Source organism: Alteromonas sp. MTD1 (assembly GCF_042848195.1).
Classification (GTDB): Bacteria; Pseudomonadota; Gammaproteobacteria; order Enterobacterales; family Alteromonadaceae; genus Alteromonas.
In genome coordinates, this window is sequence record NZ_BTGG01000001.1 from 432,674 (window position 1) to 447,080 (window position 14,407).

At 42.6% G+C, this 14,407-nt stretch carries 14 protein-coding genes; 8 read left to right on the forward strand and 6 right to left on the reverse strand.

Annotation, left to right across the window (positions count from 1 at the left end; translation table 11 throughout):
- Positions 1-152: 152 nt before the first annotated feature.
- Complete coding sequence (locus ACGHAV_RS01880) at positions 153-1,682, reverse strand: fumarate hydratase (RefSeq protein ID WP_390375645.1); 1,530 nt, start codon at positions 1,680-1,682, stop codon at positions 153-155.
- Between the two features lie 214 nt (positions 1,683-1,896).
- Here ACGHAV_RS01880 and pabB point away from each other — a divergent pair, with 214 nt between their 5' ends.
- The 3 genes from pabB to ACGHAV_RS01895 all read left to right on the forward strand — a co-directional run bounded on the left by pabB (position 1,897) and on the right by ACGHAV_RS01895 (position 5,519).
- The gene (gene pabB / locus ACGHAV_RS01885) at positions 1,897-3,345 is read left to right on the forward strand and encodes an aminodeoxychorismate synthase component I (protein ID WP_390375648.1); all 1,449 of its coding nucleotides are present in this window, start codon (positions 1,897-1,899) and stop codon (positions 3,343-3,345) included.
- 5 nt (positions 3,346-3,350) lie between these two features.
- Positions 3,351-3,923: a CoA pyrophosphatase gene (locus ACGHAV_RS01890; RefSeq protein WP_390375652.1), complete on the forward strand. Its 573-nt coding sequence runs from the start codon at positions 3,351-3,353 to the stop codon at positions 3,921-3,923.
- A gap of 222 nt (positions 3,924-4,145) precedes the next feature.
- Positions 4,146-5,519 (forward strand): L-serine ammonia-lyase, encoded by a 1,374-nt coding sequence (locus tag ACGHAV_RS01895; protein WP_390376037.1) that lies wholly within the window; start codon positions 4,146-4,148, stop codon positions 5,517-5,519.
- A gap of 74 nt (positions 5,520-5,593) precedes the next feature.
- Here the strand turns inward: ACGHAV_RS01895 and cysB are convergent, their stop codons facing one another.
- Complete coding sequence (gene cysB / locus ACGHAV_RS01900; protein ID WP_334014213.1) at positions 5,594-6,568, reverse strand: HTH-type transcriptional regulator CysB; 975 nt, start codon at positions 6,566-6,568, stop codon at positions 5,594-5,596.
- Positions 6,569-6,773: 205 nt separating this feature from the next.
- Here cysB and ACGHAV_RS01905 point away from each other — a divergent pair, with 205 nt between their 5' ends.
- Both ACGHAV_RS01905 and ACGHAV_RS01910 read left to right on the forward strand, forming a co-directional pair.
- Entirely contained in the window at positions 6,774-7,475 is a 702-nt protein-coding gene (locus tag ACGHAV_RS01905) for a sensor histidine kinase (protein ID WP_390375655.1), read from the forward strand.
- A 94-nt stretch (positions 7,476-7,569) separates the two neighbouring features.
- The gene (locus ACGHAV_RS01910) at positions 7,570-8,331 is read left to right on the forward strand and encodes a hypothetical protein (protein ID WP_390375658.1); all 762 of its coding nucleotides are present in this window, start codon (positions 7,570-7,572) and stop codon (positions 8,329-8,331) included.
- Between the two features lie 154 nt (positions 8,332-8,485).
- Here the strand turns inward: ACGHAV_RS01910 and ACGHAV_RS01915 are convergent, their stop codons facing one another.
- Complete coding sequence (locus ACGHAV_RS01915; protein WP_390375661.1) at positions 8,486-9,373, reverse strand: LysR family transcriptional regulator; 888 nt, start codon at positions 9,371-9,373, stop codon at positions 8,486-8,488.
- A gap of 103 nt (positions 9,374-9,476) precedes the next feature.
- Here ACGHAV_RS01915 and ACGHAV_RS01920 point away from each other — a divergent pair, with 103 nt between their 5' ends.
- The 3 genes from ACGHAV_RS01920 to ACGHAV_RS01930 all read left to right on the forward strand — a co-directional run bounded on the left by ACGHAV_RS01920 (position 9,477) and on the right by ACGHAV_RS01930 (position 12,277).
- Positions 9,477-10,184, forward strand: coding sequence for a CoA transferase subunit A (locus ACGHAV_RS01920; protein ID WP_390375664.1), 708 nt, complete (start codon positions 9,477-9,479; stop codon positions 10,182-10,184).
- On the forward strand, positions 10,184-10,837 hold the full coding sequence (locus ACGHAV_RS01925; protein ID WP_390375667.1) for a CoA transferase subunit B: 654 nt from the start codon (positions 10,184-10,186) through the stop codon (positions 10,835-10,837). Before ACGHAV_RS01920 ends, ACGHAV_RS01925 begins: the two co-directional genes overlap by 1 nt.
- A 108-nt stretch (positions 10,838-10,945) precedes the next feature.
- The gene (locus ACGHAV_RS01930; RefSeq protein ID WP_390375670.1) at positions 10,946-12,277 is read left to right on the forward strand and encodes a DEAD/DEAH box helicase; all 1,332 of its coding nucleotides are present in this window, start codon (positions 10,946-10,948) and stop codon (positions 12,275-12,277) included.
- A 103-nt stretch (positions 12,278-12,380) separates the two neighbouring features.
- Here ACGHAV_RS01930 and ACGHAV_RS01935 read toward each other — a convergent pair whose 3' ends face one another.
- The 3 genes from ACGHAV_RS01935 to ACGHAV_RS01945 form a co-directional block, all read right to left on the reverse strand.
- Positions 12,381-12,623: an EF-hand domain-containing protein gene (locus ACGHAV_RS01935; protein ID WP_390375673.1), complete on the reverse strand. Its 243-nt coding sequence runs from the start codon at positions 12,621-12,623 to the stop codon at positions 12,381-12,383.
- Positions 12,624-12,682: 59 nt separating this feature from the next.
- On the reverse strand, positions 12,683-13,678 hold the full coding sequence (locus tag ACGHAV_RS01940; RefSeq protein ID WP_390375677.1) for a rhodanese-related sulfurtransferase: 996 nt from the start codon (positions 13,676-13,678) through the stop codon (positions 12,683-12,685).
- A gap of 136 nt (positions 13,679-13,814) precedes the next feature.
- A complete protein-coding gene (locus tag ACGHAV_RS01945) occupies positions 13,815-14,345 on the reverse strand; it encodes a hypothetical protein (protein ID WP_390375680.1) in 531 nt (176 codons plus the stop codon).
- Positions 14,346-14,407: the final 62 nt, after the last annotated feature.

A 14,407-nucleotide genomic window follows, 5' to 3' on the forward strand; every position in this document is an offset into this window, starting at 1 on the left:
TCATAGCGCAGAATCTTACTGTTATTTTATACAGCACTATAAACAAAATTCACAAATAAAAACAGGTACTCTTGGTACCTGTTTTTGTTATTTAGCTAAATAGCAGTTAGCGATTAACTAAACGCCTCTGCCCTTAAAAAGCAATATGGCTATTATTTAGAAAGTGACTTGTCTAAATCTTCAATCTTCGCCTTCCAAATAGCTGGGCCAGTTTTATGTGCGTTTGCACCAGTACTGTCTACAGCAACCGTAACCGGCATATCTTCCACTTCAAATTCATAAATGGCTTCCATACCCAAGTCTTCGAATGCAACGACGCGCGATTTTTTGATGGCTTTCGATACAAGGTAAGCGGCGCCACCAACAGCCATTAGGTATACTGCCTTGTGTTTAGCAATGGAATCTACCGTTGCCGGTCCACGCTCAGCTTTACCAATCATGCCAATTAAGCCTGTCTTCTCAAGCATCAAGTCGGTGAACTTATCCATACGTGTAGCTGTTGTTGGACCTGCTGGGCCTACAACTTCATCGCCAACAGCATCAACTGGGCCTACGTAGTAGATAAAGCGGTTTGTTAAGTCTACACCCTCTGGAAGGCCTTCACCGTTATCCATCATAGTTTGAATGCGTTTGTGTGCAGCATCACGACCAGTAAGCATCTTACCAGATAGCAATACAGTCTCGCCCACCTTCCACTCTTGAATATCTTCTTTAGTTACTTCATCAAGATTCACACGGCGCGTGTTTTCACTTACTTCCCATGTCACTTCCGGCCAGTCTTCTAATTTTGGTGGCGTTAGCTCTGCTGGGCCAGAACCATCAAGGTAGAAGTGTGCATGGCGCGTTGCGGCACAGTTGGGGATCATCGCAACAGGTTTAGAAGCTGCGTGAGTAGGTAGCGACATTATTTTTACGTCAACTACGGTAGTTAACCCGCCAAGGCCTTGTGCGCCAATACCTAGCTTGTTTACACGCTCAAAAATTTCTAAACGCAGTTTTTCATCGGTAGTTTGCGGGCCACGCTCAATAAGTTCTTGAATATCTACAGGGTCCATTAGGCTCTCTTTTGCCAATACTGCTGCTTTTTCCGCAGTACCGCCAATACCTATACCCAACATACCCGGTGGACACCAACCCGCGCCCATTGTAGGGAGTGTTTTTACCACCCAATCAGCAATGTCATCGCTAGGGTTCAGCATTACCATCTTAGATTTGTTTTCTGAACCGCCGCCTTTTGCCGCGATCATGACTTCAATTTTCTCGCCCGCTACCATGTCAATATGCACAACAGACGGTGTGTTGTCTTTTGTATTGGTGCGCGCGCCTGCTGGATCAGCAACTATAGATGCACGCAACGGGTTATCAGGATTGGTATAGGCTCTACGAGTACCTTCATCTACCATCTCCTGTACAGTCATATCTGTTTTGTCCCATGTCACGCCCATGCCTACTTTAACAAAGCAGGTGACAATGCCCGTATCTTGGCAAAGTGGACGTTTGCCCTCAGCTGACATACGAGAGTTGATAAGGATTTGAGCCATCGCATCTTTTGCGGCTTGGCTTTCTTCTTTATTGTACGCCTCTTCAACTGCTTTAACGTAGTCTAGTGGGTGATAGTAGGATATAAATTGCAGGGCATCTTCAATGCTGTCAATGAAGTCTTGTTGACGGATAACGGTCATGACATCCTCTTTTTTATTTGGCTTTCGTGGTCTTAGCTCGCTAAAAAAGCGTATACTAGCGCATCTCTTAACGTCGCACCATGTAAAAACTAACAAGTAATACACAACAATAACTTATAGTCGTTATGGCGCGGCGGCGATGTAAACACTTATTCAACGCAATTTACGACAAGAATTTACGTAATATACAGTAAAAGTATAGTAAAACAGACCTATGACAACAGCTGCTTCTTTACAAGTTCGTGTGACCCCATTATCCGATGCCACACTGAGTAAACTTGTACATTCAGAATCCTTAGAGCGCTCTTTAGTATTTAACTCTATTTTTAAGCGCATTGCTCATCACCCTTGGTCACTATTGCTAGATACATCTGGTTCTCAACAAAGTGATGGCCGATATAATATCATGGCTTTTGCGCCTTCAATGACCGTTACAGCATCAAAAGGTAATGTTTATTTAAACGACGAAAACGGCACCAAATGTGTACCAGAAACGCCTTTTGAAGCGACAAGAAAGTATCTTCACAGCAAAGTAGCTAATACAAGAATTATTAGTGAACAAAACATAGATGGTTTGCCGTTTATAATCGGTGTCGCAGGTATGGCAGGTTATGACGCTGGTCGATTTTATGAAACTTTGCCAAGCGTGGCGAAAGACGATTATGAAACGCCCGACTTTGCTGTGGGGCTTTATCTCTATTCCATTATAGAAGATACTCAAACGGGCACTTTCTACTATTGTTCTTGTGATGGAAGTAAGTACCCTCACTTTATTGAAAATAGTTCCGATGGCATCTCAAATGGTGAGCAAGATTCCATTCAATTTAAGTTAACGTCGCCTTTTTCTTCAAACCTGTCTAAGCCACAATACACTGAATGTATCGACAAAATTCACCATTATTTAAAGGCAGGTGATTGCTATCAAGTGAACATGGCACAACGCTTTTCTGCGCGTTTTGAAGGTGACGTATGGGAAGCATACTGTGAATTACGCAACCAGAACTCAGCACCATTTTCTGCGTTTTTCCGCACCCCGCTAGGCTGTGTTGCATCCATTTCACCGGAGCGCTTTTTGCGCGTAAAAAATGGTAAGGTAGAAACCAAACCTATCAAGGGTACGCGACCGCGTTATAAAGACAGCGTTAAAGACGCCCAAAGCGCGTCGAGTCTGTTAAATGCTGAAAAAGATCGCGCTGAAAATCTAATGATTGTGGATTTGTTAAGAAACGATATTTCGAAGCACTGTAAAGCACACAGCGTTGAAGTTCCTGCATTGTTTGCGCTTGAAAGCTATAAAGCGGTTCATCACCTTGTTAGCACAGTTGTAGGCGAGTTAGAAGAAGGAACATCTCCGCTTACGCTGTTGGCATCGGCCTTTCCTGGTGGTTCTATAACAGGTGCTCCTAAAATTCGAGCAATGGAAGTCATTGACGAGTTAGAGCCACACCGACGTAATATCTATTGCGGCAGTATTTTCTATATGGGTTTTAGAGAAGATATGGACTCGAGCATTTGTATAAGAACCGTACTTGCTGAAAACAATACACTTCACTGCTGGGCCGGTGGAGGCATTGTGTTAGACTCAAGAGCTGACGACGAATACCAAGAAACCTTGGATAAAGTCTCCAAGATAGTGCCTGTGTTAACTGCATTAAATAAGTAGATTTCGTGACCAGATTTGAATTTATCTCTCAATTTCAACATATACGACAGCCTAAGATAGAGCCAGATTTTCCTCTGCGTAAAACTGGCCGGCCTGCTGCGGTATTAATTCCGCTGGTTGATTACGGAGATAAACTTAAGGTGCTACTTACCGAGCGTGCACATCACCTCAAACACCATGCTGGGCAAATAAGCTTTCCTGGCGGCGCCGTTGATGAGACCGATAAAGGCTATTTTGATGCAGCGCTACGCGAGGCTGATGAAGAAATAGGGTTACCGCCACAAAACGTAGATATCGTTGGTATGTTACCCCGCTATCGTACAATAAGCGGTTACGAGATTGCGCCTGTTGTGGGTTTTGTTGACCCTAATTTTACGCCAGTGATTGATAAAAATGAGGTGGAAAGTGCGTTTGAAGTGCCGCTTAATCATCTTTTGAATAGAAAAAATCATTTAATTCACACTACCCATCGCGGAAATCAGTCATTTCCAATATATTTCATCCCCTATAAAGAGCGTATGATATGGGGCGCTACTGCAGCCATGCTGCGCAACTTATCTCATCACATTCATCCATAAGCTATCCCTTGCACTAGTCTTCCTTTACCTTTCCTACTACCTTTCGTGATTGCTGGTGTTGGACTGTTTATAGCGAGAGAACTATAAAGCATCAGGTTGACTATAAATATTTGTTTACAGGCTATTAGCAAAACTAATCACGCTATTAGCTTTTCTTTATTGTAGTTATTACCTTGTGGATGCATGATCATCCCATTAACTTTGTTTAACAATGAAGAGTTTATGATCAGCGTATTTGATATGTTCAGCGTGGGCATTGGCCCCTCAAGCTCACATACTGTGGGCCCTATGAAAGCCGGTGCGGAGTTTGTCGGTGAATTGGCACAACAAGACGCGTTGTTCGAAAAAATTGATAGTGTGAAAGTAGAGCTATTTGGCTCGCTTGGTCAAACTGGTATCGGCCATGGTACAGGAAAAGCCGTTATTCTAGGTTTATTAGGTGAAATGCCAGATACAGTAGATGTGGATAGTATCGACAGTGTTTTAGAAAATATTAGAAATTCTGAGACGCTTGCACTTAACGGTACGAAAGAAGTCAGCTTCCCAAATAAAAATGCCATTGTGTTTCATCGTCGTAGAACCTTGCCTAAGCATGCTAATGCCCTCACCTTTTTTGCCTATGGTAATGGCGAACTATTAGCAGAGCAAACCTACTATAGCATTGGTGGTGGCTTTATTATTAAAGACCAAGATTTCGATGCTAGTAAGGCGCACGCTGCTACACTTCAAGCTGCAGTGCCTTACCCTTTTAAAACCGCTGGTGACCTTCTTAACTTATGTAAAACTAACGGTTTAAGTGTTAGCTCACTTATGCTGCGCAATGAATCTACATTTCGCCCAAAACATGAAGTAAAGCAAGAGCTTCACAATATTTGGCTGGTTATGAAGGCCTGTATTCAGCGTGGTATTGAAAGCGAAGGAATATTGCCTGGCGGACTAAAAGTTGTTAGAAGAGCACCTGGATTATATCGCCGTTTGCAAACCGAACACACCACAGACCCCATGCAAACCATGGACTGGGTTAACCTTTTTGCATTGGCTGTAAATGAAGAAAATGCAGCTGGCGGTCGCGTTGTTACCGCACCTACCAACGGTGCTGCAGGAATCATCCCTGCGGTATTACAATACGTTGACAAATTCATTCGTCCAGTAGATGAAGAAGTCGCTAGCCGCTTTTTGTTAACGGCGGGAGCAATTGGCATTCTGTATAAAGAGAACGCGTCTATCTCTGGTGCAGAAGTGGGCTGTCAAGGTGAAGTGGGAGTTGCCTGCTCTATGGCCGCTGGCGCTTTAGCAGAAATTATGGGCGGTACCGCAGCCTCTGTTGAAAATGCAGCTGAAATTGGTATGGAGCACAACCTAGGTTTAACCTGCGATCCAGTAGGTGGTTTGGTGCAGGTGCCTTGTATCGAGCGAAACGCCATGGGCGCAATTAAAGCTATTAACGCATCTCGTTTAGCGTTACGTGGCACGGGTGAACAAAAAGTATCGTTAGACAAGGTTATTAAAACCATGCGCGACACAGGTAACGATATGAAAACAAAATACAAAGAAACCGCACGAGGCGGTCTTGCAGTTAACATCATCGAATGTTGATGCTATTAGGTTAATGAGGCAACAAAAAAGGGGCAAATGCCCCTTTTTTTCATTTAGCACACTCAAATAAAACGCTATTTAACTGGTAATGTAACGCCCTTAAACATCTTTTCAACTTCATCGTTGTTTTTCAACATCATGGCTTTTTCAACTTTGTCTTTGGTTAAATGAGGCGCGAATCGTTCGATAAAGTCATACATATAGCTACGTAAAAACGAGCCTTTTCTGAATCCTATTTTCGTAGTGCTGTAATCGAACAAGTGGCTGGCGTCTATTTTAACTAAATCGTCGTCCAGTTCTTCACTTACCGCCATTGAAGCGATAACGCCAATGCCCACGCCTAAGCGAACATAAGTTTTGATCACATCTGCGTCGGTTGCTGTGAACACAATTTTAGGTGTTAAACCCGCTCTCTCAAATGCTTGGTCTAATTCAGAGCGACCCGTGAATCCAAATACATAGGTAACCAATGGATATTTTGCGATATCGCTGATGTCTATTGTTCCCTTTTTGGAAAGCGGATGGTCTTTATTAACAATCACGCTTCTATTCCAGTGATAGCACGGCAACATTACAAGGTCGTTGTACAGATGCAGCGCTTCTGTGGCAATGGCAAAATCTGCCTCGCCTTTAGCGGCTAAGTCACTGATTTGAGAAGGTGTACCTTGATGCATGTGCAAAGACACTTTGGGGTATTTATTCATAAAACCCTGTATAACATCAGGTAACGCGTAACGCGCCTGCGTATGTGTAGTTGCAATATTCAGCTTGCCTTGGTCTGGCAAGGTATGCTCGCGAGCAACGGCTTTAATGCTCTCTACTTTAGCCAGTATTTCGCGAGCAATATTTATAACGTCGTTACCCGCGTCTGTCACATGCGTTAGATGTTTTCCACTACGACCAAAAATTTGAACGCCAAGCTCATCTTCAAGCATTCTTACTTGTTTGCTAATTCCTGGCTGAGATGTATAAAGACTTTCTGCGGTTGCAGAGACATTCAAATTATTATTTAGAACTTCTACGATATAACGAAGTTGCTGTAGTTTCATTGTAAATACCAATTCTTGCACTGTGGTTATACTGTAATCGTTTCTTATAACCAAAACTACACTTTTTTGCGTTCGTATATTACGAAAAAACAAACTTTGCGGAAAAAACAGCAATTTATTGCTATTTTTTACTCGTTTACATCGCCTTTTCTACAATTATTGTTCATTATGATATGGCAACATTTTATTCGATTAGTAAGAGCAAATGGACGATAATACTCACGCAACTTCTACCATCGATTTCTCCACAGTGCTTGCGGCTGCCGTGCACGATATGAAGAATTCTTTATTTCTGCTTATCCAGTCGATTGAGAATTTAAGCCAAACACTCGATCCTGAGAACGAACAAGCACGGAATCAGGTAGCCAGTGTGCATTATGAAGCCACGCGCTTAAACACCAACTTAGTACAAATACTATCGCTTTATCGCGCTGAACTAGAACGATTGCCCATTACTGTTGACGAGTGTTTTATTAAGGACTTAATTGAAGACATTATTGGTTCAAATGCGTTGTACATGGACCAAAAAGGTATTCGCCTAGACATTGAAATTGACGACGATTTAAGCTGGTATTTAGACAGTGAGCTCGTATTTATTTTGGTGAACGATGTCATTATTAACGCAATGCGTTATGGCACCTCTATAATAAAAATTAGTGCTGAATCGGTTGATGGCTATTTAGCACTTAGTATTGAAGACGACGGTCCTGGTTACCCAGACAGCATGCTCAATAAAAGCCATGATGAATTAGCGGATTTTGAATTAAGTCAGGGACGCACCGGACTTGGGCTGTTCTTTGCCAAGCTAATAGCCAGCGCTCATTCACAGCATGAAAGATACGGTAGTATAGAATTGTCTAATGGTGGCGAACTTGGCGGGAGTGTATTTCAAGTAAAAATACCGTAATATTGACCGATAACTATAAGAACTCTATAAATAAAGCAGTACCTTCGCGCTTACTGCAACACAAAAGCTACAAAGAACTGACGGAAACACACGAATGTCTTACGCCATTATAATAATATTAATCGTCGCTTTGCTGATTGCAGCCATTTTTATTAATGCTGTTCAGCAACATAGACAGAAGCAGGAAGCTGAACGTCGAACCGAACTTGCAAAGCAGCGTGGTGTGGTTGATGAAACTGAAAGCGTTATAGCCGCTACCGTTAACATGCCTGTATCATCCCGTTTAATTGGGGTCCTTCATAATAGAGCGCTTAACGCGCTTAGGGTAATGAACGAATACGCAGGTACATCAGAACTTAAAAATCGTATCAATAATACTGAACAAGCTGCTGCAGCTGCACTTTCAGATGACTCTAGCGCGCCTTCTGAATTCACATTACCTGACAACGACAAAATGATTATTCAATACATTCAGGCAGTGAAAAAGCTTCGTATCATACTTCGCTCTGAGCACAGCAAAGGTCAAATTGATTCAAAAGTATTTCTAGATGAAGATAAACAATTAGAACGCTTACAGGTTAAAGTTAACGTGGAAACGCTTATCAAACGCGGTCGTGCAGCGCTTCAAACAAATATGCTGGGCTCTGCCAGACAGTATTTTGAAAAAGCTAAAATTGCGTTGGAAAACCAAAACACTCAAGACGATTACTCATCCACCAAACTTGCTCAACTAAATGAGTGGCTAAATGAAATTCAGAGTAATTTGAAAAACGTTAACGCTCAAGACAGAGCTAAGAAACAAGAAGAAGAAAGAGACGAGTTGGACGAATTGTTTGCGCCTAAGAAGAAGTGGTAGCATAGGTCTGACCAATGCTAACATCGAGGTCTGTTATTTATGAAACCCTACATCGGTGTAATAATCTTTATCAGACCTTCATCTTTTGCGTATTATTGTTCATCAAACCCCGCTCCTATTGAAAGCGGGTGTGAAAAGCAAATATCCCGTTAGTTCATTCTGTATATCTTTTTACTATCAAGTCCCACAATGTCTGTGCCGGTACTGAAAGGCCCTTACGGGCATTTCTTATTAGGCCAATCTGCTTAATTAAAGGGTCGCTATTTACTTCAATTGGAATTAACCCCAATGTTTTCATGTGATCTCCACATATCGAGGGCATTATTGAAATACCCATTCCGTGCTTTATAAGTTTTCCCAGCGTCGCTAACTGTCCAGTTTCAGCCACAATATTTAGCGCGCCATAAGAAGCCAATTTAGTCTCTGTCCATTGCCGCACGGCAGAACCTCTGTTCATCATCACCAATGGATAAGCAAGACAGTCTTGCCAATGACATATTTCATTTTCAGCCAATTCGTGTTCGTCGTTAACCACTAAAACGAACTGATCTTCAAATAAACTTTCAAATATGAGTCCATCAGTGCGCTCGGGCTCAAACGAAATGCCAAGCTCACAGCGCCCGGTTGCCACTTCGTTTATCACCTGCTCCATCACAATATCAATAACCCTTAGATTGATATTGGGCGCTTGATTATGGAATGTGCTTAATAGCGCGGGCAGGTGAGACTCGGCAAACGATGGCATGGCACAAATGGTTAAATGCCCTTTTTTAAGGGCAAATAAGTTCTGAATGTCATTAAATGTATTATCCCAATCTCGCACTAACCGCAGCGCATTTGGAAACAACACTTCCCCTTCTGGGGTTAAACCTACATTTCGTGTATCTCTATTAAATAGTCGGCCGCCCACTTGTTGTTCAAGTTTTTTTATTGCAGAAGACAATGCAGGCTGTGTAACGTGAAGATTGTTCGCCGCCTCTGCAAAAGTGGATGACGTAGCGACTTCTATGAACGCCTTTAATTGTTTGTAGGATACTTCCATAAGATTGATAAAAAATATTTATTAATAATTAGATTAATTCGATTTTACATAACACGCAACAATGTTGATACTTGTTATTAACATTCATGTATGGAGCGTTTTAATGGCGGGTTTTAACAAAGTAGTGCAAAACTACGACGAAGCGATGGCTGGCTTAACAGACGGCATGACGATAATTGCTGGTGGTTTTGGGCTGTGTGGTATTCCAGAAGGACTTATTAGCCAAGTGAAAGCAATGGCAGTAAGAGAACTTACCGTTGTGTCTAATAACTGTGGTGTTGACGGCTTCGGTTTAGGTTTATTGCTTGAAGATAAGCAAATCAAGAAAATGGTGTCTTCTTATGTAGGCGAGAACGCCTTGTTTGAGAAGCAACTGCTTGATGGAGAACTTGAAGTTGAACTTACTCCACAAGGTACACTTGCCGAAAAAATGCGTGCAGGTGGTGCTGGTATACCAGCTTTCTACACAGCGACAGGTTACGGCACACCTGTTGGTGAAGGCAAAGAAGTAAAAGAGTTCGACGGACGCCCCTACATTTTAGAGCATGCTATTACCGGCGACTTTGCGATAGTTAAAGCATGGAAGGCAGATACTTACGGTAACTGCATCTATCGTCACACCGCGCAGAACTTCAACCCAATGGCGGCAACTGCAGGTAAGATAACCGTCGTTGAAGCAGAAGAGATTGTTGAAGCTGGCTCATTGAATCCAAGTGAAATTCATACGCCGGGAATTTATGTTAATCGCGTTATAAAAGGTAACTTTGAAAAGCGTATTGAAAGACGTGTAGTTAGTAAGGAGACCGTATAATGTTAACTCGTGATCAAATTGCCATGCGCGTTGCACAAGAATTTAAAGACGGTGATTATGTAAATCTAGGTATTGGTATCCCTACCTTGGCTGCGAACTATGTGCCAGATGACATAAGCGTAATGCTGCAGTCAGAAAATGGCCTTTTAGGTATGGGGCGATACCCAACCGAAGAAGAAGTTGACGCTGATATGATTAATGCTGGCAAAGAAACAGTAACTGCCATTACTGGAGCATCTATTTTTAACAGTGCCGAAAGTTTTGCAATGATCCGCGGTGGTCATGTTGATTTCACGGTATTGGGCGCCTTTGAAGTAGATGTGTCAGGAAATATCGCATCGTGGATGATCCCAGGTAAATTGGTTAAAGGCATGGGCGGCGCAATGGACTTAGTAGCTGGTGCGAAAAATATTATCGTGACCATGACACACACTGACAAACACGGTAATTCAAAGCTTTTACCTGAATGTACATTACCACTGACAGGCGTAAACTGTATCACGCGAATTATTACCGACTTGGCAGTATTGAGTGTAGAGAATGGTGCTTTCGTACTTCAAGAACGTGCGCCAGGCGTTAGCGTTGAAGAAATTCAGGAAAAAACGGCGGGAAAACTTATCGTATCTGGTGACGTACCAGAAATGCAGTTCTAACAAGCCATTTTAAACAATAAAAAAGAGGGCGATATCATGCCCTCTCCTTTCATTATGACTATCATTAAGGGATAATGCGCCGACTTTAGATTCCCGTGAGGCACCCCTTTGCTAGTTACCGATTTACCTGTTCATCATAAGATTATTTCGAAGCTTGAAACCAAGAACATTTCAACGCTAACAGAAATTCAAGAGCGCACTATGCTGCCCGCTATTCAGGGTAAAGACATTATTGCGTCTTCTAAAACAGGCTCAGGTAAGACGTTTGCTTTTCTAGTGCCAGCCATACACCGCTTAATGTCGCAAAAAGCGCTAAGCCGTCAAGATCCTCGCGCACTTATCTTGGCTCCAACCCGTGAACTTGCAAAGCAGGTATTTTTAGAAACAAAATCGCTTTGCTCTGGCCTTAACTTAACGTGTTCGTTGGTTGTTGGTGGTGAAAACTATAACGATCAGGTGAAAGCCCTGAGAAGAAACCCGCATATTATCGTAGGCACTGCTGGCCGAGTGGCCGACCATCTTCTGGACAAAAGTGTCTACCTAAATGGCCTAGAGCTTCTTATTTTTGATGAAGCCGACCGTATGCTTGATTTAGGCTTCGCTGCTCAGCTTAAGATGATTAACGATTACGCCGATCATCGTAAGCGTCAAACAATGCTGTTTTCAGCGACTTTGGATAATATAGAGCTTAAGCACATGACTACTCAGCTTACAAAAAGCGCTGTACGCGTTTCTGTAGGCGATGCCACTGCCGAGCATGGTGATATTGAACAGCGTTGTTATTTTGCTGACAACGTAGACAGTAAAGACAACATTCTGCGCGCCGAACTGAAAAAGCGTGACTTTAACCAAGCGATTGTTTTCACGGCAACCCGTGAAGACACAAACCGTATTGCAGATATGTTGAACGAAGAGCACCTTGAGGCAATTGCGCTTCGTGGAGACCTACCTCAAAACCAACGTGCAGCAATTATGAGCAGTTTCGCCCGTGGGCAGCAAAGTATTCTTGTTACCACTGACCTTGCATCGCGCGGTTTAGATTTATCAAAAGTGGGGTTAGTAGTTAACTTCGACTTACCCAAGAACGCGGATGAATATATACACCGCATTGGCCGTACTGGACGCGCGGGACAGAAAGGCGAAGCGTTTTCGTTAATAGGCCCGCGTGACTGGAAAAGTTTTGAGGGTTTAAAGAACCACCTGCAATACGCTTTAGAGTGCACTGCACACCCAGACATTCCGGCTGAATTCAAAGGTTTTGCACCTAAAAAGAAAAAAGCTACACAATCTGGCAAAGCGTCTGGTAAAAAGCGTGTTGCTAAGCCCGTGAAAGCCCCCGTTAAAAAACGTGTAAATACGATGACGGGAGAGGATATAGGAATGGTGCCGGTTAAACGTAAGCCAAGAAAAGATAACAATGCGCTTGATGATGAAGAATAGCTCTTTAAGCGAATGCTAATTTGAATTGGTATAAGCAACAGATACAAAAAAGCGAGCAAATGCTCGCTTTTTCTTTATGTGTCTATCAACATTCGCTATGTATTTAATATTCCCACCAGCACTCTTGCCACCAAGCAAGAAACTCTTCGAAGTCGATAAAACCATCGTCATTACTGTCGATAAGTTTAAAGCCTTCCTGTACATGGCTTGCTTTCGTCTTCGGAGCGATAACGGTTAATAGCTCAATAAACTCAGGCAGATCGATTTGACCATTTCCATCTTTGTCAAAGAAACTAAAATCTTTTTTAATCTCTTCGATTTTTGATTCTGAAAGTTGAGTGCTCACTCTCATTCCTTAAATTCAACTGCAATGAATAAGAGTGTAACGCCCTTCAATCAGCCTGTCTATGCCTGATTTTCTTTTGCCTTAAGTGCGCGTAAACGTTGAGCTTCCGCTTTTTCTTGGCGTTTTTGTTCCATGGTTAAGCGCGCTTCAGTTCCAACGTGTTCTTGCTGTCTTGCTTTAGCAAGATTTACTTGCTTTTCACGCTCTCTGAATCGCTCTAACTGCGCTTCTGTATGTGTTCCAAAACAATGCGGGCAGCTGACACCAGGCTCGTATTTGTCGCTTTGCTTATCTTCTTCAGTAATAGGTAAGCGACAGGCATAACACTGTTCGTAGTGGCTTTTTTCCAAATCGTGGTTTACCGCAACGCGATTATCGAAAACGAAGCAATCACCTTCCCACATCGACTCCTCTTTTGGTACGTCTTCTAAGTACTGCAGGATACCGCCTTCTAAATGATAAACCTCTTCAAACCCCTGCTCCTTCAAGTAAGCAGTAGATTTTTCACAGCGAATACCACCGGTACAAAACATGGCCACTTTTTTGTTTTTCTCAGGATTTAGCTCTTTCGCCACGTATTCTGGAAATTCGCGGAACGTGTCAGTCTTAGGATCAATGGCGTTTTTAAATGTACCAATTTCAATCTCATAACCATTTCGAGTATCGATAACCGTAACGTCTGGATCGCTAATTAATGCGTTCCAGTCTTTTGGTTTAACGTAAGTACCAACGGTCTTTCGAGGGTCTATTCCCTCTACACCCATGGTTACAATCTCTTTCTTAAGCTTTACCTTGGTGCGGTAGAACGGCTGTTCGTTGTGAAGTGATTCTTTGTAAGAAATAGGATTGATGCGAACATCATCGTTAAGGTAGGTAAGCAGCGCATCAATGCCTTCGCGACTACCAGAAACGGTTCCGTTAATACCTTCGTGGGCAAGTAATAGCGTGCCTTTAATGCCATTAGATTCCATAGCTTCTAACAGCGGCTGACGCATTTCTTTGTAATTTTCAAGCGCAACAAATTTGTACATTGCGCAAACAATATATTTAGACATAATTTTTTAACCTTTGCTGATTGGAGCGTAAGACCAGTGCAAAATGCGGCGCGAATATACCAGATGATGTAAAAAAGGTCTAATGGGAACTTAACTTTTAGGGGGAATTGGGTTCGAACGAGATGATTAATTGATCTTACGCAAACTGCTGCTCAATTTCTTTAAATAGATCTGTGTGCTCTTCAACAGAATTAATAACGTCATAAATCATCGTGTTGTCTTCATCCATGGTACTACGATATTTCGCCTGTAAACGCTTTTGTGCCGCTAGCGTAGTATTGTTTACCACATCGTCATCAAGGCGAAGCGCATCATTGGTCTGAGCCAAAGGTTGTGGGTACATGGCTTGAAACAATAATGCATTTTCCATGTCGGTTGCCATTAGGTTCCCGAGCGTTGACATGGCAGTCCAATCGGCCTCCTGAGCGGCTATACCCGGCCGGCGATAATAGTTTAAGGATTGCAACGCACGCGTTGTAACATCTTCCTCTTTTGAAGCGCTTGTGTTTATTCGAATTGGTTCAGCTACCGAGGTAGCGTGCATCGCAAGATACAGTGAAAATACTGCCCCTTGATGGGCTGCTCTCGCAAGAACACCGTTCGACTCCCAATTAATACTGGGGTCTATAGGTTTATTGTTCATATTGTGAGTAGCTTCAGTACTCATGCCTAACTTCACACCGGTTTACTATAATTTCTTATCGGCAAGATAATGTATTTCTTAACTTT

What these genes read in the sequence shown, in the direction of transcription:
- cysB (WP_334014213.1), bottom strand. Translation starts at nt 6,568, where the DNA reads ATGAAACTACAGCAACTTCGTTATATCGTAGAAGTTCTAAATAATAAT.
- ACGHAV_RS01905 (WP_390375655.1), top strand. Translation starts at nt 6,774, where the DNA reads ATGGACGATAATACTCACGCAACTTCTACCATCGATTTCTCCACAGTG.
- ACGHAV_RS01895 (WP_390376037.1), top strand. Translation starts at nt 4,146, where the DNA reads ATGATCAGCGTATTTGATATGTTCAGCGTGGGCATTGGCCCCTCAAGC.
- ACGHAV_RS01880 (WP_390375645.1), bottom strand. Translation starts at nt 1,682, where the DNA reads ATGACCGTTATCCGTCAACAAGACTTCATTGACAGCATTGAAGATGCC.
- ACGHAV_RS01940 (WP_390375677.1), bottom strand. Translation starts at nt 13,678, where the DNA reads ATGTCTAAATATATTGTTTGCGCAATGTACAAATTTGTTGCGCTTGAA.
- ACGHAV_RS01925 (WP_390375667.1), top strand. Translation starts at nt 10,184, where the DNA reads ATGTTAACTCGTGATCAAATTGCCATGCGCGTTGCACAAGAATTTAAA.
- ACGHAV_RS01915 (WP_390375661.1), bottom strand. Translation starts at nt 9,373, where the DNA reads ATGGAAGTATCCTACAAACAATTAAAGGCGTTCATAGAAGTCGCTACG.
- pabB (WP_390375648.1), top strand. Translation starts at nt 1,897, where the DNA reads ATGACAACAGCTGCTTCTTTACAAGTTCGTGTGACCCCATTATCCGAT.
- ACGHAV_RS01945 (WP_390375680.1), bottom strand. Translation starts at nt 14,345, where the DNA reads ATGAGTACTGAAGCTACTCACAATATGAACAATAAACCTATAGACCCC.
- ACGHAV_RS01920 (WP_390375664.1), top strand. Translation starts at nt 9,477, where the DNA reads ATGGCGGGTTTTAACAAAGTAGTGCAAAACTACGACGAAGCGATGGCT.
- ACGHAV_RS01910 (WP_390375658.1), top strand. Translation starts at nt 7,570, where the DNA reads ATGTCTTACGCCATTATAATAATATTAATCGTCGCTTTGCTGATTGCA.